The organism is Bacillus timonensis (genome assembly GCF_004799755.1).
Classification (GTDB): domain Bacteria; phylum Bacillota; class Bacilli; order Bacillales; family Bacillaceae_L; genus Ferdinandcohnia; species Ferdinandcohnia timonensis_A.
Window position 1 is genome coordinate 1 of the sequence record NZ_SLUB01000037.1, and the last position, 23,683, is coordinate 23,683.

General features: G+C 38.3%; 23 protein-coding genes. 13 read left to right on the forward strand and 10 right to left on the reverse strand.

Going from position 1 to position 23,683, the window contains the following annotated elements; genetic code table 11:
• Positions 1-62: 62 nt before the first annotated feature.
• Both E1I69_RS16900 and E1I69_RS16905 read left to right on the forward strand, forming a co-directional pair.
• The gene (locus E1I69_RS16900) at positions 63-989 is read left to right on the forward strand and encodes a VanW family protein (RefSeq protein ID WP_161974923.1); all 927 of its coding nucleotides are present in this window, start codon (positions 63-65) and stop codon (positions 987-989) included.
• Positions 990-1,071: 82 nt separating this feature from the next.
• The gene (locus E1I69_RS16905) at positions 1,072-1,989 is read left to right on the forward strand and encodes a ketopantoate reductase family protein (protein WP_136380741.1); all 918 of its coding nucleotides are present in this window, start codon (positions 1,072-1,074) and stop codon (positions 1,987-1,989) included.
• 141 nt (positions 1,990-2,130) lie between these two features.
• Here E1I69_RS16905 and E1I69_RS16910 read toward each other — a convergent pair whose 3' ends face one another.
• Positions 2,131-2,571: an OsmC family protein gene (locus tag E1I69_RS16910; RefSeq protein WP_136380742.1), complete on the reverse strand. Its 441-nt coding sequence runs from the start codon at positions 2,569-2,571 to the stop codon at positions 2,131-2,133.
• A 155-nt stretch (positions 2,572-2,726) separates the two neighbouring features.
• Here E1I69_RS16910 and E1I69_RS16915 point away from each other — a divergent pair, with 155 nt between their 5' ends.
• The gene (locus E1I69_RS16915) at positions 2,727-3,695 is read left to right on the forward strand and encodes an alpha/beta hydrolase (protein WP_136380743.1); all 969 of its coding nucleotides are present in this window, start codon (positions 2,727-2,729) and stop codon (positions 3,693-3,695) included.
• A 47-nt stretch (positions 3,696-3,742) separates the two neighbouring features.
• Here the strand turns inward: E1I69_RS16915 and E1I69_RS16920 are convergent, their stop codons facing one another.
• From E1I69_RS16920 to E1I69_RS16935, 4 genes are all read right to left on the reverse strand, one after another.
• Positions 3,743-3,841, reverse strand: coding sequence for a YjcZ family sporulation protein (locus E1I69_RS16920; RefSeq protein ID WP_136380744.1), 99 nt, complete (start codon positions 3,839-3,841; stop codon positions 3,743-3,745).
• A gap of 131 nt (positions 3,842-3,972) precedes the next feature.
• Entirely contained in the window at positions 3,973-5,382 is a 1,410-nt protein-coding gene (pepV, locus tag E1I69_RS16925; protein WP_347561836.1) for a dipeptidase PepV, read from the reverse strand.
• A 74-nt stretch (positions 5,383-5,456) separates the two neighbouring features.
• On the reverse strand, positions 5,457-6,329 hold the full coding sequence (locus tag E1I69_RS16930) for a sulfite exporter TauE/SafE family protein (protein WP_136380746.1): 873 nt from the start codon (positions 6,327-6,329) through the stop codon (positions 5,457-5,459).
• A 94-nt stretch (positions 6,330-6,423) separates the two neighbouring features.
• A complete protein-coding gene (locus E1I69_RS16935; RefSeq protein WP_136380747.1) occupies positions 6,424-7,335 on the reverse strand; it encodes an RluA family pseudouridine synthase in 912 nt (303 codons plus the stop codon).
• Positions 7,336-7,967: 632 nt separating this feature from the next.
• Between E1I69_RS16935 and E1I69_RS16940 the strand changes: the two genes are divergently transcribed.
• Complete coding sequence (locus E1I69_RS16940) at positions 7,968-8,369, forward strand: DUF5365 family protein (protein ID WP_136380748.1); 402 nt, start codon at positions 7,968-7,970, stop codon at positions 8,367-8,369.
• A gap of 67 nt (positions 8,370-8,436) precedes the next feature.
• Here the strand turns inward: E1I69_RS16940 and E1I69_RS16945 are convergent, their stop codons facing one another.
• Together E1I69_RS16945 and E1I69_RS16950 are read right to left on the reverse strand one after the other, a co-directional pair.
• Positions 8,437-8,916 (reverse strand): thioredoxin family protein, encoded by a 480-nt coding sequence (locus tag E1I69_RS16945; RefSeq protein ID WP_136380749.1) that lies wholly within the window; start codon positions 8,914-8,916, stop codon positions 8,437-8,439.
• A gap of 2 nt (positions 8,917-8,918) precedes the next feature.
• Entirely contained in the window at positions 8,919-9,359 is a 441-nt protein-coding gene (locus E1I69_RS16950) for a disulfide oxidoreductase (RefSeq protein ID WP_136380750.1), read from the reverse strand.
• 186 nt (positions 9,360-9,545) lie between these two features.
• Here E1I69_RS16950 and E1I69_RS16955 point away from each other — a divergent pair, with 186 nt between their 5' ends.
• Positions 9,546-10,199 (forward strand): HAD family hydrolase, encoded by a 654-nt coding sequence (locus E1I69_RS16955; protein WP_136380751.1) that lies wholly within the window; start codon positions 9,546-9,548, stop codon positions 10,197-10,199.
• Positions 10,200-10,261: 62 nt separating this feature from the next.
• Here the strand turns inward: E1I69_RS16955 and E1I69_RS16960 are convergent, their stop codons facing one another.
• Complete coding sequence (locus tag E1I69_RS16960) at positions 10,262-10,507, reverse strand: HPr family phosphocarrier protein (protein WP_136380752.1); 246 nt, start codon at positions 10,505-10,507, stop codon at positions 10,262-10,264.
• 159 nt (positions 10,508-10,666) lie between these two features.
• On the opposite strand from E1I69_RS16960, the gene glpK reads away from it, so the two are divergent.
• The 3 genes from glpK to E1I69_RS16975 all read left to right on the forward strand — a co-directional run bounded on the left by glpK (position 10,667) and on the right by E1I69_RS16975 (position 15,941).
• Positions 10,667-12,157: a glycerol kinase GlpK gene (glpK, locus tag E1I69_RS16965; RefSeq protein ID WP_136380753.1), complete on the forward strand. Its 1,491-nt coding sequence runs from the start codon at positions 10,667-10,669 to the stop codon at positions 12,155-12,157.
• 129 nt (positions 12,158-12,286) lie between these two features.
• A complete protein-coding gene (locus E1I69_RS16970) occupies positions 12,287-13,960 on the forward strand; it encodes a glycerol-3-phosphate dehydrogenase/oxidase (protein WP_207308562.1) in 1,674 nt (557 codons plus the stop codon).
• Between the two features lie 250 nt (positions 13,961-14,210).
• Entirely contained in the window at positions 14,211-15,941 is a 1,731-nt protein-coding gene (locus E1I69_RS16975; protein WP_136380754.1) for a phospho-sugar mutase, read from the forward strand.
• Between the two features lie 57 nt (positions 15,942-15,998).
• Here E1I69_RS16975 and E1I69_RS16980 read toward each other — a convergent pair whose 3' ends face one another.
• Positions 15,999-16,238 carry a YhdB family protein gene (locus tag E1I69_RS16980; protein WP_116351360.1) on the reverse strand — a complete coding sequence of 80 codons (240 nt, stop codon included), beginning with the start codon at positions 16,236-16,238 and terminating at the stop codon, positions 15,999-16,001.
• Positions 16,239-16,438: 200 nt separating this feature from the next.
• Between E1I69_RS16980 and E1I69_RS16985 the strand changes: the two genes are divergently transcribed.
• The 4 genes from E1I69_RS16985 (at position 16,439) to E1I69_RS17000 (ending at position 20,577) form a co-directional block, all read left to right on the forward strand.
• Positions 16,439-16,795: a DUF3889 domain-containing protein gene (locus tag E1I69_RS16985; RefSeq protein WP_136380755.1), complete on the forward strand. Its 357-nt coding sequence runs from the start codon at positions 16,439-16,441 to the stop codon at positions 16,793-16,795.
• A 123-nt stretch (positions 16,796-16,918) separates the two neighbouring features.
• Positions 16,919-18,331, forward strand: a complete 1,413-nt coding sequence (locus E1I69_RS16990) for a SpoVR family protein (protein ID WP_136380756.1) — start codon at positions 16,919-16,921, stop codon at positions 18,329-18,331.
• 128 nt (positions 18,332-18,459) lie between these two features.
• Complete coding sequence (locus tag E1I69_RS16995) at positions 18,460-18,816, forward strand: putative zinc-binding protein (protein WP_136380757.1); 357 nt, start codon at positions 18,460-18,462, stop codon at positions 18,814-18,816.
• A 282-nt stretch (positions 18,817-19,098) separates the two neighbouring features.
• Positions 19,099-20,577, forward strand: coding sequence for a SulP family inorganic anion transporter (locus E1I69_RS17000; protein ID WP_136380770.1), 1,479 nt, complete (start codon positions 19,099-19,101; stop codon positions 20,575-20,577).
• A 64-nt stretch (positions 20,578-20,641) separates the two neighbouring features.
• Here the strand turns inward: E1I69_RS17000 and E1I69_RS17005 are convergent, their stop codons facing one another.
• Entirely contained in the window at positions 20,642-21,670 is a 1,029-nt protein-coding gene (locus tag E1I69_RS17005; protein ID WP_136380758.1) for a DUF3231 family protein, read from the reverse strand.
• A 333-nt stretch (positions 21,671-22,003) separates the two neighbouring features.
• On the opposite strand from E1I69_RS17005, the gene E1I69_RS17010 reads away from it, so the two are divergent.
• Positions 22,004-23,683: a sensor domain-containing protein gene (locus E1I69_RS17010; protein WP_136380759.1), complete on the forward strand. Its 1,680-nt coding sequence runs from the start codon at positions 22,004-22,006 to the stop codon at positions 23,681-23,683.

The window sequence follows — 23,683 nt, forward strand, 5'->3', positions numbered from 1 at the left end:
AGATGTGTATAAGAGACAGTTGTAACATTGTCCAAAAAAGAAAAAACATGGGAGAGAGTAATTTGAAGAAAACAACATTGCCATTATTATTAGGTGTTTTATTGTTGAGTGGATGTAGTCTCATCGAGAAAAAAGAACCAGTTAGTGTAGTACTGCATCAAGTTTCACCTGTGGAAACAATCGAAACAAAGCAAGTCATCGACACACGTGAAATTTCAATAATCGATCCACGTGATAATAGTGTCGTTGAAGTACTAAACAGAGATGAGTTCCAAACGGAAGAAGAATTAAAAGTGAAAGCAGTTCAACTCGCAAGTGATTTAGCTGCCACGATTGACCGTCCAATGAAACCAGTTAAACTGAGTGCTGGTGGGGAATTGCAAGGTGGGCAGAGCCAAATGATTTTAAAAGAAAGTGAGCTTGTCACTAGAATCCTAGATAATTCCATTTTTAATAAACAAGTCGTACTTCCGATTGAAGAAACGAATCCAAATGTCACACAGGACCAGGTACAGGGCATAAATGAAGTGGTCCTTGGAAGCTTTACCACTTATTTCGATCCAACTGTAACTGGAAGAAATTTTAATATTAAAAAGTCTGCAGATGAAGTGAACGATGTTGTGTTAGGACCTGGCGATCGTTTTTCTTTTAACTATGTGGTCGGAAATGGCTCCAAGGAAAACGGATATGCACTAGCCACCGTTATTATCAATAAGGAATTTGTTCCAGGGTATGGGGGAGGCATATGCCAAACGTCAAGTACTCTTTATAATGCTGTTGCAAAAGCCGGTCTTGAAATCATTGAGCTTCACCACCATTCAAAACCTGTAGGCTACGTTCCACTCGGTCAGGATGCTACAGTTGCTTACCCCTATTTGGACTTTAAGTTTTCCAATAATCGCCCATATCCAGTTGTTTTGAAAACAACGGTAAACGCTAGTTCAATTACAGTTGAAGTTCGCTCCGCAGCAAATTATGTATCTAACTAAAAAGTAGGGAAGGAGGTCAGCGTTGCTGGCCTTTTTTCTGTTATAATATTGATAGTTTCATATTGAAAGGGGTTGCATGTTTTTGAGAATACTAGTTGTAGGAGCAGGGGCAATTGGCGGTTATTTTGGAGGGCGACTACATGAAAAAGGGGAAAACGTCACCTTCTTAGTCCGTGAAAAAAGACAAAAACAACTACAAGATCATGGACTACAAATTGAGAGCATCCATGGAAATGTGACACTTCAACCGAAGACAATCCAATCAGGTGAAGAAGCGGGTCCATTTGATGTGATCATTTTATCAACAAAACAATATCACCTTGAAGGTGCATTACATAGTATTGAACCATATGTGGGTGAAGACACGATGATTCTACCACTATTAAATGGCTACAGTCATGTCGATGTGTTAAAGTCTACGTTCAATTCAGAAAATGTAATAGGTGGATTATGTTTTATCGAGTCAACCTTGGATGCGGAAGGAAAAATCGTTCAGACAAGCCCGAACCATCGCGCGTTATTTGGAGAATTTTCCGGGAAACGAACAGAGCGTATTTTAAAATTAGCAGAAGCTATGTCTGGAACAAAAACAAATATTGAATTAAGTGACAACATTATTCGGGAAATGTGGCATAAATACATGTTTATCACTGGATTTTCAGGTGTAACAACGTTAATGAGGTCACCAATTGGCCCGATTCGTGAAGAGAAAAATGGTCAAAAGTTGATTTTAAACCTCTTTAAAGAAATCGGTTCTGTTATGCGGGCGATCGGTGCACCAATCGATGATGATATTGAGGAAAAACACGTAAAAACAACAAATCAAATGACATTTGAAATGAAGTCGTCGATGCAGCGAGATATGGAAAAAGGTTTGGATATTGAGGCTGATCAATTACAGGGCTATTTATATAAAATTGCCCAGGAAAAGGGCATTGAAACGCCTTTATTAGAGGTCATTTATTCTAACTTAAAGGTATATGAAGGACAAAGAGGATAAGGTGGGACGAAGGCAGTGTGTAGATGCACTGCCTTTTCATCTTTTAAAAGGATCATTAGTCTGTAAAAATGCCACTATTTGAGAAATACTACCACTAATTCAAAAATACTGCCACTAGCTAATTTCAGCCAAAACCTCTTTTTACCCAACCACTTTTACAACGGGTTCAACACTAACTTCGACATTCCCTTTTAGTGTTTGCGAGATGAAGCAAGCCTTTTCAGCCCGATGCGCTAGTTGAATTAATTTTTCTTGAAGTTCAACATCTGCTTGTTTGACGAAAATAAGTAGTTTATGAACAATTTTTTCGAAGACTAAGCGTTTGCCGTCCTTGCTAACTGTTCCTTCTGTTTCAACCTCAAGATGGGTGTACTCAATATCACGATTTGACAGGATAGCAGCAAGGGTAAGCATATAGCAATTTGTAGCGGCAGCAATTAGTAATTCCTCAGGATTTGCGCCAATTCCTGGTCCATCCAGTTGCTTTGGAGCAGAAACGGCAGTCTGAAGTCCATCGGTGGTAATCGTACCCTTTCCATTGCGATCTCCATTCCAAATACCTTTCACTATAAAAGAACTCATTTTGGTTCATTCCCCTCTATTTTTCTGTAACCTTCTTCTATTATATGCACAAAAAATGGAAACACGAAAGGGATTTATCTGAAAATAAAGAATAACTACCTTATTTCTATCATCTAGTTTTCTGAATATAATAGACATAAAAGGAGGAAAAGGCAATGACGTCTACAGACTTTACATTTTTAGCTGAAGATAGTGTCACGATTTATTGTAAGAAGTGGGAAAACCCGGAAGCAACTCCAAAAGGAATCGTCCAAATTGCCCATGGGATGGCAGAGCATATTGAACGCTACGATTTATTTGCAAAGTCACTCACTAATGAAGGTTATATTGTATATGGAAATGACCATCGCGGTCACGGAAAAACAGGGACGAATGCTAAACTAGTGGGATTTTTTGCTGAGGAAAATGGGTTTGATCGTGTGGTTGAGGATATGCTTCAGCTAACAGAAATAATTAAAAAGAACCATCCACATACACCCATTTTTCTCTTCGGACATAGCATGGGTTCCTTTTTAGTAAGGAGATACATACAAATACATGGTGATAAGCTAGCAGGTGTTATTCTTTCAGGAACAGGAGGAGACCCCGGATTTATAGGTAAAGTTGGAATGGGACTAGCCAAGTTTGAAATGAAACGAAAAGGAAAGAAAACCAAGAGTCCGCTTATGAACAAGCTTACGTTTGGAAGCTACAACAAATCTTTTCGCCCGAATCGAACAGAATTTGATTGGCTCTCAAGAGATGATCAAGAAGTAGACAAATATATCGCGGATCCGCTTTGTGGTGGCATTTTCACGGCAGGCTTCTTCTATGACCTTGTTAGTGGTGTAGCAAAAGTAAACAACCATAATGCAAATCAACATATTCCAAAAGAATTACCGATGTACTTTATGGCTGGAGATAAGGATCCGGTAGGAAACTTTTCAAAAGGAGTTCTCGAGGCTGCAGCTATGTATAAAAACGTAGGAATGAATAATATAACGGTCCAACTATATGAAAATAGCCGACATGAAATTTTAAAAGAAATCAATAAAGAGGAAGTTTACAAAGATGTGATCAATTGGTTAAATACGCACATAAAAAAAGGTGATTCAAAGACTTTCGCCTATGAATCACTTAAATGAGGAGATATTATGGGATACGTGGTGGATACGTCCAAAACCCCAAATGATTAGTAGCTCCAGTAAAATGCTCCTACAATGATTAATAGGATAAATAGAACTACAATTAAAGCAAAGTTATTGTTATGACCGCCTCCGCCATAGCTCATATTCAGCACCTCCTTGTTTCAGAGTTACTATATAATATGGGAGAGTAGCAAATCTGTAATGGACAATCATGGAGAAAACGAAAAAGAGGTTTCAACCCATATAAAATAGGGAAGAACCTCTTTATTATGAATTACACATTTCCCAAACGATAGATTGCGTGTGCGTAAATAGCGGTTGCTTTTAATAAGTCATCGATTTCGATGTATTCGTTCTTTTGGTGAGCGGTCATTGGTTTACCTGGGAATACAACCCCAAAGGCAACTCCATTTTTCATAAAACGTGCATATGTAGCGCCACCAGTTGTTAAAAGAGTAGGTTCGTCACCAGTTTCTGCTTCATAAACTTCTTGAAGAGCTTTAATCAATGGTGAATCTTTCGGAACATGATGGGGCTCCTTAGAAGCAAGGGATGTAATTTTAAAATGATAAGATTCGACAGTTTTTGTTAGTTTATCGATTGTGTCTTCATAATTCGTTTCTACCGGGCATCGAATATTTAAGTGGATCTCAGCCATTTCGTCTTTCTTGAATGTGAAAATTCCTGCATTCACAGTCAATGGGCCGGTGATCTCATCTGAAAAATCAATCCCTAACCCTTCACCTTTGAATTGGTTATAGAGCGTTTCATAAATGAACTGTATGTACGTATTTGCGCTTTCTTCAAAGGAATACTGCTGTAAGAATGAAGCTAAAAGTAGAGCAGCATTTACTCCTTTATGAGGTTCCATCCCATGTGCTGAAGTCCCAACCAACTTAAGCATGGTTTGGTCTCCATCTTGTGAATAGGAATATACTACTCCTTTTTCCTTACAATATTTCAAAAAGTTCGGAACGAGTGTATCGTTCTGTCCAATCATTTTAGCTTCGGCTACATCTGGCACCATATTTCCTTTTTCACCTGCAACAAAGGAGAGGAGAGATAAATCTCCCTTTTCACCAGATGAAACATTCTGGAGCCCAAGTTTAACATTGATTTGTCCTTTTTCAGCGTGAATGATTGGAAAATCCGCATCAGGTGCAAAGCCAGCTAATGGTGCTTTTTCAACTTCAACATATTTTTTCATGCAGCTCATGCCACTTTCTTCATCGGTTCCAAAGATCAAGCGAATATTATGTTTTAAAGGAAGCCCAAGTTCTTTTACAATTTTGAGTCCATAATATGCAGCAATCGTTGGCCCTTTATCATCAATGGCACCTCTTGCATATAGTTTTCCATCACGAATCGTAGGCTCAAATGGTGGGGATACCCAATCACCTGTTGCAGGTACAACATCTAAGTGACATAGGATTCCAATGTAATCTTCAGCTTGAGCAGGACTATATTCGGAATATCCTACCATTCCCTCAATATTGGTTGTTTTGAATCCAGCAAACTCTGTAATAGAGAGCATCGTTTCCAACGCCTCACCAATTTTATCTCCCATAGGACGTTTTTTAGTTGCGCTTTCAAGGTCCTTTACACTTTCAATCCGTAAAATTGCTTCTAAATCCCTAAGCAGATCATCTTTTCGTTTCAATACTTCATCATAAAAATTCATCATGTCACCTCATACAGATTTTCATTATTCTAATTATATACAAAAACACCATCCTTTACATAGTAGGGATGGTGTTGTTAACCAACTTCTTTTTCCTTAAGACGAAGTTTAAAAGTATGGAGTACAAAATGGATTAGCATATATAGGCAGTAGATCAATAGAAAGAGCAAACCAACAAAGTCTAAATGAAACAGTTTAAATACGAGACTTACTCCGGTTGCGATATAAAGACCAGCGAGGAAATAACGTACCTGTTTATCTTCATATATATTCGTAACCATTGCGCCAAGCTGACCACCAATAAGTGCACCTATAATCAAGCTTACAATTACTCCATAATCCAGCTCAACGGTTGACGCATAAGTTGCAAAACCAGCGACAACAATCATGAATACACTAAGCAGGCTTGTACCCACTGCATATTTTGGTTGGAACGCTAATACACTCATTAACAAAGGAACGATAATAAAGCCTCCGCCCACACCTAATGCTGTTGAAATAAAGCCAGCGAATAAGCCGATTAAGACAATTTTTCCATAAGCAAAATTCGTTTTTCCAGCTGCTTGCTCCTTGCTAGGGGAATTACTAACAAGTATGGATATTGAAAAATATAAGATCAGCACTAAATACATCAATGGAATAACAGTGTTTTCTATTTGATATTTTTTAAGGAATATAACAAATGGGTGTGCAAACTGGGTGGCGATAACTCCACTTATTCCAATAATAATCGAAGTCTCCCATTTAATATGTTTGAGTCGAAAATGTGCTACTACACCGGAAAGGGAGGTAGCAACGGTATACAACAAGCTTGTAGCAATTGCGATCACTGGAGAAAATCCCATTAGGATTAGCGTAGGGGTCAGAATAAAGCCACCGCCAATTCCAAAAAAACCGGACATTACTCCAATACAAAGACCTAATATGACGTAAATAAGTAAGTCCTGCAATGGCAAACTCCTTTCCTTATTCACTTCTACTATCTAGCTAAGTATATAGGAAAAATACTTTTTCCGCATGTGTACAGACCCAGTATTTGTAAAATTAGTCTGTTATCTTTTCGAAAATAGGCGGGCTATCTAAGAAAGGCGCCTCGCACATGATTTTTTCATTAGTTAACGGATGTACCAATTGTATCCGTGCGGCATGGAGTGCCTGTCTTTGAACAATTGGTTGTCCACCATATAAAGTATCTCCCACAAGCGGGTAACCTAAATGGCTCATATGTACGCGAATTTGGTGCGTACGACCAGTTAACAATTCAAGTTCTACTAAGGTGATTTCTTTATTCGAAACTGTTCGAAGGACATGAAATTTCGTAATCGCCTTTTGCCCTGTTGGTGACACTCTTCTGCGTGTTGGATGATGACGGTCCCGACCAATGGCAGCCTCGATTGTTCCCTTTTTTTGTTTGATGATTCCGTGTACCAAAGCGAGATAAGTCCGTTTGATTTCACGTTTTTCGAGACGGCGGTCTAATATGGCCGAAGCAAGTTTATGCTTTGCGAATATGACGGCCCCGGTTGTATCGTGATCAAGTCGATGAATATGCCGAACTTTTGTTTGAATACCGTTCATTTGAAAATGATAGGCAACCGCATTAGCAAGGGTACCAAGCTGTCCCTCTTCGTTAGGGTGTGTATCCATACCAGGCGGTTTATTGACGATTAAAAGATGGTCATCCTCAAATAGAATGTGGAGGTTTGGAACATATTCCGGTTCAACGCCAAGTTGTTCTTCTATAAAAAGATGGACCTGCAGTTTGTCATTTTGTATGAGAGTTGTGTTCCATGGCTTGGTTTCACCTTTATGCTTCACGCCTTTTTCCATTCGTAATTGATGCAGCATTTGCTTTGGCATCGACCAAGCGTTCTTTAACACATCCTCGATTGTCATGCCTACCCAGTCTTTTGGAACCTGGACTTCAAACCATTCGCCTACTCTTTTTGTTAACATATGATAACCCCTTTTACTAGAGATATTGTATCGGGTGTTTCAATGAAAAGGAAATTGAACGAAAATCGTGCACGAAATCCTTTTCATAGTATGAATGAAGGGGAAATGGGGTGGGAAATTCATGTGTATCCCTCTTCATAGCGTGAATGAAAGGTATTCTGAATTAATATCGTGCACGAAGTCCTCTTCACAACGTGTATGAAGAGCAATTTGAGCAAGAACTGAGCAAGATATCCTTTTCATAAAATGTTCATGTTAAAAAGTATATCCAATCTACGAAATGAATGAAAGAGAAAGTGGATATGGAGGAAAGACTTACCGTACCAAAAGCAGGGAATCCTGTGTTATTCTATATTTAACTTTATTCAGCATTAACCTCTTTTTCTTTAAGTTGGGGATGAAGGTAGGTCTTTATTTTAGTGGGAGTTCTAACTTCGACTGAATAAAGTTAAAGCCTCCGGCGGATGCCACAGATTTTCAATGGAAACTTTTCGAGCAAAAGATCAAAGACTAAGGACGCCACATCCTGTGGCAACGTCTTTGTGACCCACATCATGTGGGCCTAAAAAATCTGGGCAAAAATACGCCAAGGCGCATTTGATTATTATGGAGATATAAGGGTGGGTTTTACATTGAAAATTGTAGTAGCATCAACTCCGGAGCAGGAACATCACATTACGGAGCTAATCGATTACATGTATTCTTCCATCTTTCCAATCTATTTCGAAGATGAGTATATTGGAAAGTTTGAAAAATGGAATGTGTTAGAACCGAAAGAGGAAGACGTCTACTATAACCGAACATTGGATAAGGCTTTTAAAGTCATATCAAGTCTTCAAGCGCTGATTGCAGTACTAGAAACGATTCAAGAAGAGGGCTACCAAGAATACTATGGGGAACTATTTGCAAAGAATGTGCAAATTTTAAATGAGTACGGTTATTTATTTCCGTTTACGATTGAAGAATTTCAAAGTGTGAACAATCCTGAAGGTTTAAGTAAATATTCAAAGCCAGCAAATCAATATTTGGCTTAATACATAAGGCATCATAGCCTTAACGTACAAAAAATCCCTGCTCGCTTAAATGTGCAGGGATTTCCTTTTATTTTGAACTTGCCATTGCGCTTTCAAACCACGTTTTAAATTCATTATGATCTTCGTGATAACCGACTAGACGTGAAACTTCCTCACCATTTTCAAAGTGAATTAAAGTTGGGGTATACTCAATTCCGTATTTATTCCAGCCTTCTTCAAACTCCAGGAGGTTGAATTTCTTTAAATCAAGTCCCATTTCATCTACCATTGGCATGATTACAGGAGTGGTATTTTGACAGTGTACACATGTTGGACTGTAAAAATAAACAGTCATCGATTCGCCATTTTCTAATTTTGTTTCTAACTCGTCAGGCAGAATTTGATTTTGGTAGTTTGGATCCTCGAGCTGTTTAACTGTTGCAGGATCAAGTTTTTCTTTTCCGTAAGGATTCCCTTCGGATTTTTGTTTGTTTTGAGTTGTTGTTATAAAGGCAAGTCCACCAAATAGAACAACGATAACGGCTGTGAAAATGATAATTTTTTTCAAATCTATTTCCCTTCTTTCAACGTTTTTAATGTGATAAAGCTAGTAATTGCAATGATTGAAAAACCTATCAAAGCTAAAAAAGGAATTGTGACAAAACCAAACCAGTTTATATATTGGCCTGTACAAGGCACAACTCCACAAGCAAGTGAGTTTTCACCAACAGCAGGGACCTTTTGAACTAGGTAATGGTAGATCGAGATGGAACCACCAATAAGAGAAAGAATAAATGTATAGAGTGCGATGGAGTAGTTCTTTTTTCCAATAGCAATACCCAAAATGATGACAAGAGGGTACATAAAAATTCGCTGGTACCAGCATAATTCACATGGGACGAATTTTTGGATTTCAGAAAAATAGAGACTTCCAAGTGTGGATATTAATGCGGCGGCAAAAGCAATAAATAAATACGTCTCTAGCATCTTTTCGTTTGTTTTAGAGTTCATCGAATCCCTCATTCCACATAAGTATACTCAAAATTATAGTATCACAGTTAGTGATTGTAAAATGTAAAATCTTGAAGTGAAGATGTTATTGTGAACAAAATGTGACAAAGCTGACTAAGGAAAAATGGACTTTATTCTATCTTTCCTTATAATAGAAGGTGGATTAGAAGGATAGGAGATGATTTTTTGATAAAAGCAGTTATTTTTGATTTTGACGGACTTATATATGATACAGAAACAAATGAATACAATGTGTTAAATGAAATCTTTCAAGAGCATGGTTCAGAGCTACCAATGTCTGTATGGGGGAAGGTTATTGGAACGCAAGCGGGATTCAATGCCCTTACATATTTAGAAGAACAAATTGGGAAGAAGATTGACCATAAGGAATTAACGAAGCTAAGACGGGACCGGTTTAATGAGAGAATGAAAAACGAAGGACCTTTGCCTGGTGTTGAAGAGTATCTATCAGCCGCCAAGAAAGCAGGCTTAAAAATTGGTCTAGCATCAAGTTCTGACTATGAGTGGGTTTCTACTCATTTAAAAAATCTTTGCTTGTTCGATTACTTTGAGTGTATTCGGACCTCTGATGACGTTGAAAAGGTAAAGCCAGACCCGACCCTATATTTAGAGGCAGCCAAATGCTTAGGTGTGAAACCAGAGGAGTGTCTAGTCTTTGAAGACTCCGCAAATGGTGCGCTAGCAGCGAAACGTGCCGGAATGTATTGTGTAATTGTCCCGAACGAAGTGACGAAGGATTTGGATTTCTGTGAAGTTGATCATCGATTGGAGTCGATGGCTGCGGTTGAATTACATGAACTAATCGAAAAAATAAAGTAAAACTTTAAAAACCACAATCGATATCCATAACAGATATCGATTGTGGTTTTTCTTTTTAAGTATTAGATGAATGTCTTAATCCACTCAAATGCTTCCTCTTCATCCGGGCCGTCAACACGAACCGTTATGACCTGCCCTTCTCGGATAGCAGCTCCCATTAGACCCAACAGACTTTTAGCGTTATAGGATCTATTTTTTAAAAGAAATTCTACATCACTTGTGAATTCACTTAATTTCTGTACCAATTCTCCGGCTGGCTTCGCATGTAGTCCTTCCTTAATGGTTACGGTAACTTCTTTTTCAATCAAATCATTCCACTCCTTACAAGAGTAATTTTCAAACGACCATTACTACATTTATTCTGGGAAACTATTTTTAGACCTAAAAAATCCTGCCTCCCGAGCTAGCCAAAACCATGTAAGCGTGTTAATTTTATCTTAGAAAAAGTTTTAGGGAGGGCGAATCAGGTGGAGCAATACATACTTTCATTAGACCAAGGTACGACAAGTTCACGGGCCATTTTGTTTAATCAAAAAGGAGAAAGCGTGCATGTGGCACAAAAAGAGTTTACACAAATTTTTCCAAAGCCAGGCTGGGTGGAACATAATGCAAATGAAATTTGGGGCTCGATTTTAGCAGTCACAGCCTCTGTTTTATCAGAAGCAAATGTAAAGCCTGAGCAAATAGCAGGAATTGGGATTACGAACCAACGTGAAACGACGGTTGTGTGGGATAAAGAAACGGGTCAGCCTGTTTACAATGCAATTGTATGGCAATCCCGACAAACAGCAGATATTTGTGAAGAGTTAAAGTCGAAAGGATTAAATGATACATTCCGTGAAAAAACGGGCCTTTTAATCGATGCTTACTTCTCTGGTACAAAGGTAAAATGGATTTTGGATAACGTAGAAGGCGCTCGAGAAAAAGCTGAAGCGGGTAAGCTTCTATTTGGGACAATTGACACATGGTTAATTTGGAAGCTCTCCGGCGGGAAAGCGCATGTAACGGATTATTCCAATGCCTCCAGAACATTGATGTATAACATTTATGAGTTAAATTGGGACAATGAGTTATTAAAGCATTTAACTGTTCCAAAGTCGATGCTTCCAGAAGTTCGTCCATCATCGGAAATTTATGCTACGACAGCGCCATTCCACTTCTTTGGCAAAGAGGTGCCGATTGCGGGTGCAGCGGGAGACCAACAGGCGGCTCTTTTCGGGCAAGCATGCTATGAAACAGGAATGGTCAAAAACACATATGGTACAGGCTGCTTCATGCTAATGAATACGGGTGAAAAGGCAGTACCTTCAAAACATGGATTACTGACAACGATCGCATGGGGAATTAACGGTAAAGTTGAATACGCTTTAGAAGGAAGTATATTTGTCGCAGGGTCGGCGATTCAGTGGCTTCGTGATGGACTCCGAATGTTTAAAGATGCAAAAGATAGTGAACGCTATGCCGAGAAGGTCGAATCAACCGATGGAGTCTATGTTGTTCCAGCATTTGTAGGACTTGGGGCGCCTTACTGGGATAGTGATGTTCGCGGAGCTGTGTTTGGCCTCACCCGTGGGACCTCGAAGGAGCATTTTATTCGTGCAACCTTAGAATCATTGGCGTACCAAACAAAGGATGTCTTAACGGCGATGGAAGCCGATTCAGGCATTTCTTTGAAGAAATTACGTGTTGATGGTGGGGCAGTTAAAAACAATTTCCTCATGGAATTTCAATGTGGCATTCTAGGCGTACCAGTGGAACGTCCAGTCATTAATGAAACAACTGCATTGGGGTCGGCTTACTTAGCAGGTCTAGCAGTCGGCTATTGGAAGGATCAATCTGAAATTTCAAGTCAATGGGCGATTGACCAAACCTTCGAGCCAAAAATGAGTGAAAATCAGCGTGAAGAATTATATAATGGCTGGAAAAAAGCAGTACATGCAGCTATGGAATTTAAATAAAGATATGCTATAATAAAGATAAGTTAATCATTCGGTAGGAGATTGGGAGAGACCGCAGAAGCATTGTCACGATTTGTGCAATGTCTTTTGTGGTCTCTTTTTTTCTACCTCTTTTAAGGAGTGGAGATTATGACAAAGTTCTCAGGTTTAGATAGAAGCTCTATTTTAGCGGAGATGGAAAAAGAAGTTCAGGACTTATTCATTATTGGTGGAGGAATCACGGGTGCTGGAATTGCACTTGACGCTTCAACTCGCGGACTTAGAACGGGTCTTGTTGAAATGCAGGACTTTGCAGCCGGAACATCAAGCCGTTCCACAAAGCTTGTGCATGGCGGGCTTCGCTATTTAAAACAATTTGAAGTCGGTTTAGTAGCAGAGGTAGGGAAAGAAAGAGCAATCGTGTATGAGAATGGTCCACATGTAACAACCCCTGAATGGATGCTGTTGCCACTCCATAAGGGAGGTACATTTGGAAAATTTTCAACCTCCATTGGGCTTCGCGTTTACGATTTTTTGGCAGGAGTAAAGAGGTCAGAAAGAAGATCAATGTTAAATGCAGAGGAAACACTAGCAAAGGAACCGCTCATTAAGAAGGAAGGACTAAAAGGTGGCGGCTATTATGTTGAGTATCGAACAGATGATGCACGTCTAACCATTGAGGTTATGAAAAAGGCTATTGAAAAAGGGGCAAAAGCAGTCAATTATGCCAAAGTAGAATCCTTTATTTATGAAAATGAAAAAGTAAAAGGGGTAAACGTGGTTGACCAATTGACTGGTAAAGAATATAAGATTTTTGCAAGGAAAATTGTAAATGCAACAGGACCTTGGGTTGATAAAATGCGTGAAGCAGACAATTCTAAAAAAGGCAAAGTCTTAAGGCTCACGAAAGGTGTCCATATCGTCATTGACCAATCCAAGTTTCCTTTAAAGCAAGCCGTTTACTACGATACTCCAGACGGACGGATGGTGTTCGCAATCCCACGTGACGGAAAGACATACGTCGGAACTACGGATACATTTTATGACAAAGATGCGGCTCACCCGACAGTTACAACTGGGGATCGTACGTATTTAATTAACACCATTAACTACATGTTCCCGACTGTAAAAGTAAAGGATTGTGATATAGAATCCAGTTGGGCCGGAGTACGTCCACTGATTTATGAAGAAGGAAAGGATCCTTCTGAAATTTCACGTAAAGATGAAATCTGGGTTTCCGATTCTGGTTTAATCACGATTGCAGGTGGAAAATTAACCGGTTACCGCAAAATGGCTGAAACCGTAGTAGATAAAGTAGGCAAGCTTTTAGCGGAGGAAGATTATAGAGATGGTCTAAACCCTTGTCAAACAAAGGATATTCCTATATCTGGTGGAAATATTGGCGGGTCTAAAAATTATCCAGGGTTTGTCGCAGAGAATGTGAAGCAATTAGTAAATGAGTTCGAGTTCACTCATGAGGAAGCAGAAAAACTAACACGATTATATGGTTCAAATATTGATACTGTGAAAGAGATTATGAAGGAATCTAAGGATAAAGCAAATGAAATTGGCCTGCCACAACCAATCCTTGCATCCCTTGAATATGGACTGCAGTATGAAATGGTTACTAAACCAATTGATTTCCTCGTTCGTCGAACCGGTGCCATGTTCTTCAATATTGAGTGGGTCAACCATTGGAAAAAACAGATTGTGGCATACATGGCAGAGCGGTTTAACTGGACTGAAGATGAAAAACAAGGCTACGAAGCTGAGGTCGAGTTTTATATTAAAGATGCAACCGAGCCAAGTGGAGAAGATATGTAACAGACGGAGAAATCCGTCTGTTTTTTTTATAAGGGGCTAGTGAATCAGAAATCAATCATTTGGCGATATACCGCAATAGATTATTTCAAAATGTAAATCTGTCAGTAAAAAACAGTCTTTTTCCTCATTTTTATTTGAAATTGTACAATCTGTGATAAAATGAATTGGAAATGAACAGGATTTTATATAGAATAAATAAAAGATAAAACCAACATTAAGATTACAACTGAAAACGGGAGGTTCATTGTATATGAGCTGGATGGAAAAGTATAACCAATGGTTAAACATGCCAGGGTTAGATCAAGAAATCAAAAATGCATTACTTGAAAAGAAGGACAATCAAAAAGAACTTGAAGATTGCTTTTATAAAAACCTCGAGTTTGGAACTGGTGGAATGCGTGGAGAAATCGGACCAGGGACAAACCGGATGAACCTATATACAGTAAGAAAGGCTTCAGCAGGGCTTGCAGCCTTTATCGAATCCTACGGGGAAGAAGCAAAACGTCGTGGGGTTGCCATTGCATTTGACTCTCGTCATAAATCACCTGAATTTGCAATGGAGGCAGCGAAAACCCTTGCTTCACAAGGAATTCAAACGTATGTCTTTGACGAGCTCCGACCAACACCAGAACTATCTTATGCAGTTCGTCATCTAAATGCTTTTTCTGGAATCGTAGTGACAGCGAGTCACAACCCACCAGAATATAATGGCTATAAGGTATACGGTTCTGATGGTGGACAACTACCACCTGAAGCTGCTGATATGGTCATTGAAAAAGTAAATGCCATCGAAAATGAGCTTGAGTTAAAGGTAGGCAGCGAGGAAGAATTAAAGGCTTCTGGACTTATTCAAATCATTGGTACTGAAATCGATAATGCCTATACTGAAAAACTAAAGACAATCTCGCTTAACCCTGAACTTTCACAGGTTGGCGTTAAAGTTGTGTTTACGCCACTTCATGGAACAGCGAACAAACCAGTCCGTAACGGTTTAAAAGCTTTTGGCTACGAGAATGTGACAGTCGTAAAAGAACAAGAGCTTCCAGATCCAAATTTCTCAACTGTGAAATCACCTAACCCGGAAGAACATGCAGCATTCGAACTAGCGATTAAAGAGGGGAACAAGATCGGTGCTGACATTTTAATCGGTACGGACCCTGATGCAGACCGTTTAGGGGTTGCTGTAAAAGATGATAAAGGTGAATATGTTGTCTTAACGGGTAACCAAACAGGGGCTATTTTACTTCACTACATTTTGTCTGAAAAGAAAAAGCAAGCGATCCTCCCTGAAAATGGAGTGGTCCTAAAGACAATCGTAACGTCTGAAATTGGACGTGAAATTGCCAAATCATTTGGTCTTGATACAGTAGATACCCTTACAGGATTCAAATTTATCGGTGAAAAAATCAAAGAGTACGAAAATACTGGAGAATATAAATTCCAATTTGGTTATGAAGAAAGCTATGGCTATCTAATTGGAGATTTTGTTCGTGATAAGGATGCTGTCCAAGCTGCTTTATTAGCGATTGAAGTTTGTGCATATTATAAAAACAAAGGCATGACGATGTATGAAGGCTTAATCGAGATTTTTGAGAAATATGGCTATTATCGTGAAGGCCTTGAATCCTTAACATTAAAAGGAAAAGAAGGTGCAGAGCAGATCAACAGTCTCCTTGCAAGCTTCCGAAGTGAACCACCAACAGTTGTTGCGGGTCGAAAGGTCATTCGCATTGAAGACTATAAGGAAAGTGTTCGCACAAATGTGATGGAAGGTCAAAAAGAGGAAATTAAGCTTCCTAAATCAAATGTGTTAAAATACTTCCTTGAAGATGGTTCATGGTTCTGCTTACGTCCATCTGGAACAGAGCCAAAAGTGAAATTTTACTTTGGTGTTAAAGGAAATTCTTTAACAGACAGCCAGAAAGTGTTAAATGATATTTCTTCTGATGTCATGGAACAAGTTCATCATACATTAAAATAAAAACAAGGCCCTTGGGGTCTTGTTTTTTATGTAATAAGTGGGGGATTTTCCCCCCACTTACATATGAGCAGCTAATTCTTCCATGCTTTCTGAAGATGCATGGTCAATATAGCGGAGTAAAGAATATAACTGTCGTTCGATGATGGAGTAGTCTTTTTCAAAATTATAAGCATGTAAAAAGTGTTCGATTTTTTTCGAAAGGAAATCATCCTTTGTTCGAACCATTAATATAAGAAGGTTGTCCCACTGAGAACGATGTGTGTAGTAAAGTGCTTTGTCGTAATCTACGGTATTCACTGCTTTCCCTCCTCTTTAGGAGTTGATTATAGTTTGTGGAGAAAACTAAATTTTTCTCAGTGTAAATCTTGGACAAGAAGCCAAAACAATTATGAATACATAAATTTAGAGATTTTTTTACCATTGGAAAAAATAAAATGACTAAATTCTCTCGTAAAAGCGCAAAATACAATTGATTTTTACATAGGAGGTCAAGCTCAGTGATAAAAAAAGTATGGATTTCAACTCTCTGTAGTATGTTTCTTTTAGCAGGCGGCAGTTTCGTAAGTGCGCAACAGAAGCCACCTCAAAAACCGCCACAGCAGGAACAACCAATGCCATCTGACTACGAAAAGTGGGGAAAGATTGCTGTTGAATTGGCAAAACTAAATTATCCAGACGGCAGGATCATTGACTATCAATATAAAGGACGGGAAAAAATCACGGATAAGCAATGGAAGGATACGTTTGAGTTAAAAATCCAAACAAAAGATCGTACGTTTACAGCGAAGGTTATGATCTTGTTTAATCCGCAGACAGAATCTCTTTTATCCTTAAGTATTGAAGAAGTGAAGTAGGAGAATCGGCCACATTTTTTGTGGCCTTTTAACGTTAAAAACATATAACATTAATATCCCCCATTCATCATTTTAGAAGATTCCTCATAAATTGTGATAAGGACGAAAAGGGGGAGATCAACTGTGAGAGATTCGGACCGTCAGGCACTCGAATATGCAATTGATGAAATTACAGAAATTGCAGAAGGATTTGGGCTTGATTTTTATCCAATGAGATACGAAATTTGTCCTGCGGATATCATTTATACATTCGGGGCTTACGGAATGCCAACGCGTTTTTCCCATTGGAGTTTTGGAAAGCAATTTTATCGAATGAAGCTACAGTATGATTTAGGTTTAAGTAAAATTTACGAGCTTGTCATCAATTCTGACCCATGTTATGCGTTTTTGCTTGACTCCAATTCCCTCATTCAAAACAAGTTAATCGTTGCTCACGTACTTGCTCACTGTGATTTTTTTAAAAATAATTTTCGTTTTAGCAATACAAAACGAGATATGGTCGAAAGCATGGCGGCAACAGCTGAGCGGGTAAAACATTATGAGCATTTATACGGAAAACGTGAGGTGGAGAATTTTTTAGATGCTATATTGGCGATACAAGAGCATATTGACCCATCTCTAATGAGACCAAAGCTTGCATGGAGTCTTGAGGATGAGGAAGAAGAGGAAGTTAAACGAAAGTCGTCTCCTTATGATGATTTATGGAACTTGGATAAAAAGCCGACAGATGAGAAGCAGATTACTCGAAAGAAAAAGAAATTCCCACCGCAGCCTGAAAAAGATCTTCTTTTATTCATTGAACAGTATAGTCGGGAACTTGAGGATTGGCAACGCGATATCTTAACGATGATGCGTGAGGAAATGCTTTACTTCTGGCCACAACTTGAAACAAAGATCATGAACGAAGGCTGGGCTTCGTATTGGCACCAGCGTATTCTCAGAGAAATGGATCTAACTTCTGATGAAGCAATTGAGTTTGCGAAGCTTAATGCAGGTGTTGTTCAGCCATCAAAAACAAGCATTAATCCCTATTATTTAGGGTTAAAAGTCTTTGAAGACATCGAAGAACGCTATAATAATCCAACAAAAGAGATGTTAGAGCGCGGTGTAAAACCTGGATCAGGCCGAGAAAAAATCTTTGAAGTTCGTGAAGTAGAGTCCGATATTTCATTCATTCGAAATTATTTAACAAAGCAATTAGTATTACGTGAAGATATGTATCTGTTCCAAAAACAAGGCCGTGATTATAAAATTATTGATAAGCAATGGGAGCAGGTGCGCGATCAGCTTGTAAATATGAGGGTGAATGGAGGTTTTCCATATATCACCGTCAATGAGGGTGATTATCTAAAAAGTGGAGAGCTCTACTTAAAACACTGGTATGAGGATATTGAGTTAGACTTGAAATATCTTGAAAAAGTACTGCCATACATTTACCAACTGTGGGGCAGACCTGTCCACATGGAAACCATACTTGAGAATAAAACCGTTGTGTTTACGTATGATGGAAAGACGGTGCATAGGAAGTATATCTAAGATTGAAGAAGCTGCCATTTGGTGGCTTTTTTTGTGTATGTTAAAAGGTTCTGAAAAAGGTGACCTTCTTCACAGATTTAAAAGGGAAAATGAACTACAATAGAATGAAAATCGGGAGGGGAATAAAAGTGGATAGAAAAAACGTACCATTAGTATATTCATGTTCTGGCTGTTCATCAGCTGCACAAACCGCAAACACAATTGCGATAAAAATGGACCGCGACAATGTTGCAGAAATGTCCTGCATTGCAGGAGTCGGTGGTGATGTCAAACCCCTTGTTAAAACGGCAAAATCAGGACGTGATATCATAGCAATTGATGGGTGTCCACTCGCATGCTGTAAGCATATTTTAGCAAGACATGATATCGAAGCAAAGCATCATTTCGTCCTCACAAATTTTGATGTTCCAAAAAGACAACATGAAGATCCAGACCCTCAGCTTACACTACGTACATATAATCAGATTTTAGAACTAACCCTATAATTTTTAGCCATTGAGGCAGTTAGTCTTTTCAAGGAAAAGGACTAACTGCCTTTTTTTTGTGCAGCAGGAATCTAAAAACTTCCATAACGGATATACGGTTATTATAATGCTAGGGTGAAAATGAGAGAAACAAAGAGGATTGAGAAGATAATATTAATTGTCCGCGTTTACATGGCGGTTTCACAGAGCGGTACTAATCAGTTATACTATGATTTGTTCATGACGGACCCGACTTTCATGAGACTTGAAAGTCAATATAAAAAAATAGAAAGAGGTGCTGATTTGAAAAAATCAACATTTAAAACTGAATGGTTTGGGAATATACGAGGAGATATTCTTGCAGGGATCGTTGTTGCGCTTGCGCTCATCCCAGAAGCAATTGCCTTTTCACTGATTGCAGGAGTTGACCCAATGATTGGGTTATATGCGTCGTTCTGTATTGCAGTTACAATTGCGTTCGTTGGGGGAAGACCCGGTATGATTTCTGCGGCAACAGGCGCCACTGCATTGTTAATGGTAACATTAGTTGCCGATCATGGCCTCCAATATTTACTGGCTGCAACGATTTTAACGGGGATTATCCAAATTATCATGGGTGTGTTAAAGCTGGGAAAACTCATGAAATTTGTTCCACGCTCTGTTATGACAGGTTTCGTGAACTCACTTGCGATTCTTATTTTTGCTGCTCAATTGCCGCATTTTGCAGGTGAATCATGGCAAATGTATGCAATGGTAGCTGGAGCATTAGCGATTATTTATATCTTCCCACGTTTAACAAAAGCTGTACCGTCACCATTAGTTGCGATCGTAGTTATGACGATTGTTGCGGTCATGACAAATAGTGGAGTACGTACGATTGGGGATATGGGTGAACTCCCATCAACATTACCAATGTTTCTATTGCCTGATATTCCACTAAATGTTGAAACATTAAAAATCATTTTTCCATATTCTCTCTCCATCGCCATTGTTGGATTAGTTGAATCATTATTAACAGCTTCAATTGTTGACGATATGACAGATACGGAAAGTGATAAAAATAAAGAAGCACGTGGGCAAGGGATTGCGAATATTGTCTCAGGTTTCTTTGGAGGAATGGCTGGTTGCGCGATGATCGGTCAATCTGTAATCAACGTAAAATCGGGTGGCCGTGGAAGACTTTCTGCGTTTGTTGCCGGTACATTCTTGATGGTCTTAATCTTAGTGTTAAAGGACTTCTTAGTCCAAATTCCAATGGCAGCCCTTGTAGGGGTCATGTTCATGGTTTCGATTGGAACATTTGACTGGTATTCATTACGCACCCTGCATAAGGTCCCTATTACGGACACGATTGTAATGATTGTAACAGTCATCACTGTTTTACAAACTCACGACCTTTCAAAAGGTGTTTTAGTTGGGATCATTCTAAGTGCCATTTTCTTTGCTGCTAAAATTTCAAAAGTAACAGTTACAAGTCTAACTGCAAAGAATTCAACTAAAAAGGTGTACCATGTTTCAGGACAATTGTTCTTTGCATCCGTTACTGACTTTGTAAATGGCTTTGATTACAAAGAAGACGTGCAAGAAATTGAATTAGACCTATCGAATGCCCATCTTTGGGACGACTCAGCGGTAGGTGCGATTGATAAAATTGTGTTTAAATACCATCAAAATGGTGTAAAAGTAAACATTAAAGGCTTAAATACAGAAAGTAATAAATTAGTTGAGAAACTCGCTGTTTATAAGACGCCGAGCGCTCTTGATAAAGTGGCAAATCAATAAAAATACAAAACACGCTGTTTTTTTTACGCAGCGTGTTTTTTGTCGTGTGACCGGCATGGTTATATTAATTTTCTTTTTTTTGTTTTGCTAATTTTACTTTATCGACCGTTCCAGGAGGTTGTTCAAACCATTCATTCTGAATCATTAAATAGGCTATATCTTTTGCATATTGTGCAATCTCAATAGATAGTCTGTCATAATTCAATATTAAATCACTTCTTTGACTTGCTGCGGCCGCAGTCGCATAATTTCCGGTTCCTGCCGCAGTTAACATTCCCATATGAAACATCACCAGTTTGTCCGAAAATACTTCTGCTGTAGAATTCGTAATGGCTACGTCAGAAGAGGAGGGGGCTTGTGTATTATTATCAATTAAGGTCTTTGTGAATACTTTAACGTGTTTTTCAGAAATGTCTTTTCCTCGTAGCAACAGTTTTTGGACTTCTTTTCTAGGTGAAGATTGCGCAAAACTAATTGATAAAATTGCTCCAATTTGATTCGTTTGAATGTTCATATTCAAGTGAGAAATTTCTACAGAATTTAATGGGCGTTTATTAGTTAACGGATTTAAACCGCTAAAATATGTCTTACTGTCAACAAAATCCTTTTGGTGTGGATAATCTATATATGGTGAGCGAATAAATAATCCTTTTTCAAGTAGTACCTCCGAACTTTCATCATATAACTCAGCAGTTTTGTTTAATACATCCTTATAGAATTTTCGAATATCCCTTCTTGCACTCATCGATAAGAAACCACTAATACCTAACATACCGGCTTTAGACATATGATTAAGATAGGTAAGCATGAATGAATCCATATATAAGCGGGGGGCGTTTATATTCACATCGCTTTCAGAAAAACCATTTGGAATAGGCATGTTTTCCTCATGAAAAACTTCAGATATTTTTAAAATTACCTCGTCTGCAATGCCATGCCCTTTTTCAATAATTGATTTTACTTCTGTATCTTCAACTGTGTTTAAGAAGTATTTCATAATTTGAACCGACATACTATTTTGCATATAAGTAGTCCATAGGGAAGCTATTTCTGAAGAAGTAAGTTTAATCATTTTGACCGGCTTATGAGGCATTATTTACAGTCACTTCCTATAAATGTCAATTTTCAACTATTATGTAACAAATTGAAAAAAAGTATGCATGAGATGGCTAAATCATGGCTATCTTCCAAACGAACTACTGTGGCGAAAAGTTAAAATAGATGTTTTTAAAAAAGGTAGGTACTCGAAATCCTAATGGAATAGGAATCCCTTCCTAGTAAAAAATGAGAATAGATTCCTATATGAATAAGAACAACAGGTGATACTTTTTTCATACTATTTCCAGCAAAATAAGAGACAGGATAAATAGTAAAAAATTCAATCTAAAGCAGTAATATTTCAAGTAGGAATAATGGAGAACTAAAGATGAATCTAATTAAAATGTTTGAACAAAAGGGTTTTAGTGACGTAATCAATCTCGTAGCCTCAGCTTTTAATAGTTTAAAAGACATCCTATATATTATCCATGTAGATCAATTCGATTTTACATATATGTATGCAAATCAAGCGGGTCTTTCAGTCCTTAACACGGATCAATCCCTTTTCGGAAAACAGATGGAGGAGTTCCTGCCAAAAGAAAGAGCACTTTTTTTGAAACCGTTATACGAAAAAGCGGCTCATTCTAAACGGATTGTAACATTTGAAGAGGAAATAACACTTTCCAACGGGCAAGTTATAATCAATGAGACAGTACTAACGCCAATAGATGATGGAGAACATCAATATATTGTGGCTATTGTTAGGGATGTTACTGAAAAGACTTTAAGACTACAAGAACTTCAGCAATCAAAAAGAAAATTGGAAGAGAATAAACTAATGCTAGATTCCCTTATAACCAACAATGACGATGCTGTTCTAATGCTTGATACTGCTGGAATCTTTCATGAGATAAACCAAGCTGCAGAGAAGATTATAGGGTATCAGCCTAGTGAACTTATCGGTACCCATTTTTCAAAACTAATGACGCAAAAGGAATATGAAAAAATTCAAATGATCGAACAGCAAGTAACACAAGGGGAGACATTTAGGTATGAAACAAAAATTTACCACAAGAATGGCAACGAGATATATGTAGATGTGAAGAATATTCCGATTACAATCGAAGGAACCTTGACCGGATTATATGGGATTGTAAAAGACATTACTTCAAATAAAAGGGCTGAACAAGCAAGAAGGGAAAGTGAAGAGACTTTCCGTATTATCGCTGAAAATTCCGTTGACATTATAAAGGTTATCAATCCAGAGGGGAAAATTACGTATATTTCTCCTTCAGTTGAGGATATTCTAGGTTATCCTGTGAAAAAAAGGGTAAATGAATCCCTTTTTGACACAGTACATCCAGACGATTTTGAAAAAATAAGAGATATTTTTAAAAACTTAATTGAGACAAAGGAACATGTTGATATAGAAGTTAGACGTAAACATCTTGATGGTCATTTTGTTTGGTTACATTCAGACCTAATACCTGTATTAGATTCAGAAGGGGAATTAGAAAAAATCGTAGTTATCTCAGGGGATATCTCCGAATACAAAAGAAAAGTAAAAAAATTGGAGAAAATGGCCTTTTATGATTATTTGACGGGCCTGCCTAATCGGCGAATACTTCTAGAACGCCTTAATCAGTCCATGTATACAACAGATCGTACAGGAAAATTAACAGCACTACTTGTCTTAGACTGTGACAATTTTAAACAAGTAAATGATAGCTTCGGTCATGATATCGGAGACGAAGTGATTAAAGAATTCTCCAAACGTGTACGCAGAACGATTCGTGACACAGATACTCTTTCAAGAGTTGGTGGCGATGAATTTACAGTCGTTATTCCAGAAATAATGGACAAGCAGCAAGTCTTTGATATTTCGAACCGAATATTAGAAGCAGTGCATGCACCTATGGAAATAAAAGATCATGTACTACATCTTACAACCAGCATTGGAATTTCCTTTTATCCATTTCACGGTAAAGAAATGGCAGAATTGTTGAAAAAGGCGGACGAGAATCTTTATACATCCAAATCCTTAGGGGGAAATACATTTTCATATTAG

Coding starts and splice junctions, on each gene's coding strand:
- E1I69_RS16910 (WP_136380742.1), bottom strand. CDS start 2,571: ATGAGTTCTTTTATAGTGAAAGGTATTTGGAATGGAGATCGCAATGGA.
- E1I69_RS16915 (WP_136380743.1), top strand. CDS start 2,727: ATGACGTCTACAGACTTTACATTTTTAGCTGAAGATAGTGTCACGATT.
- E1I69_RS16920 (WP_136380744.1), bottom strand. CDS start 3,841: ATGAGCTATGGCGGAGGCGGTCATAACAATAACTTTGCTTTAATTGTA.
- pepV (WP_347561836.1), bottom strand. CDS start 5,382: ATGATGAATTTTTATGATGAAGTATTGAAACGAAAAGATGATCTGCTT.
- E1I69_RS16935 (WP_136380747.1), bottom strand. CDS start 7,335: ATGTTAACAAAAAGAGTAGGCGAATGGTTTGAAGTCCAGGTTCCAAAA.
- E1I69_RS16950 (WP_136380750.1), bottom strand. CDS start 9,359: ATGAACTCTAAAACAAACGAAAAGATGCTAGAGACGTATTTATTTATT.
- E1I69_RS16970 (WP_207308562.1), top strand. CDS start 12,287: ATGACAAAGTTCTCAGGTTTAGATAGAAGCTCTATTTTAGCGGAGATG.
- E1I69_RS16975 (WP_136380754.1), top strand. CDS start 14,211: ATGAGCTGGATGGAAAAGTATAACCAATGGTTAAACATGCCAGGGTTA.
- E1I69_RS17005 (WP_136380758.1), bottom strand. CDS start 21,670: ATGCCTCATAAGCCGGTCAAAATGATTAAACTTACTTCTTCAGAAATA.
- E1I69_RS17010 (WP_136380759.1), top strand. CDS start 22,004: ATGAATCTAATTAAAATGTTTGAACAAAAGGGTTTTAGTGACGTAATC.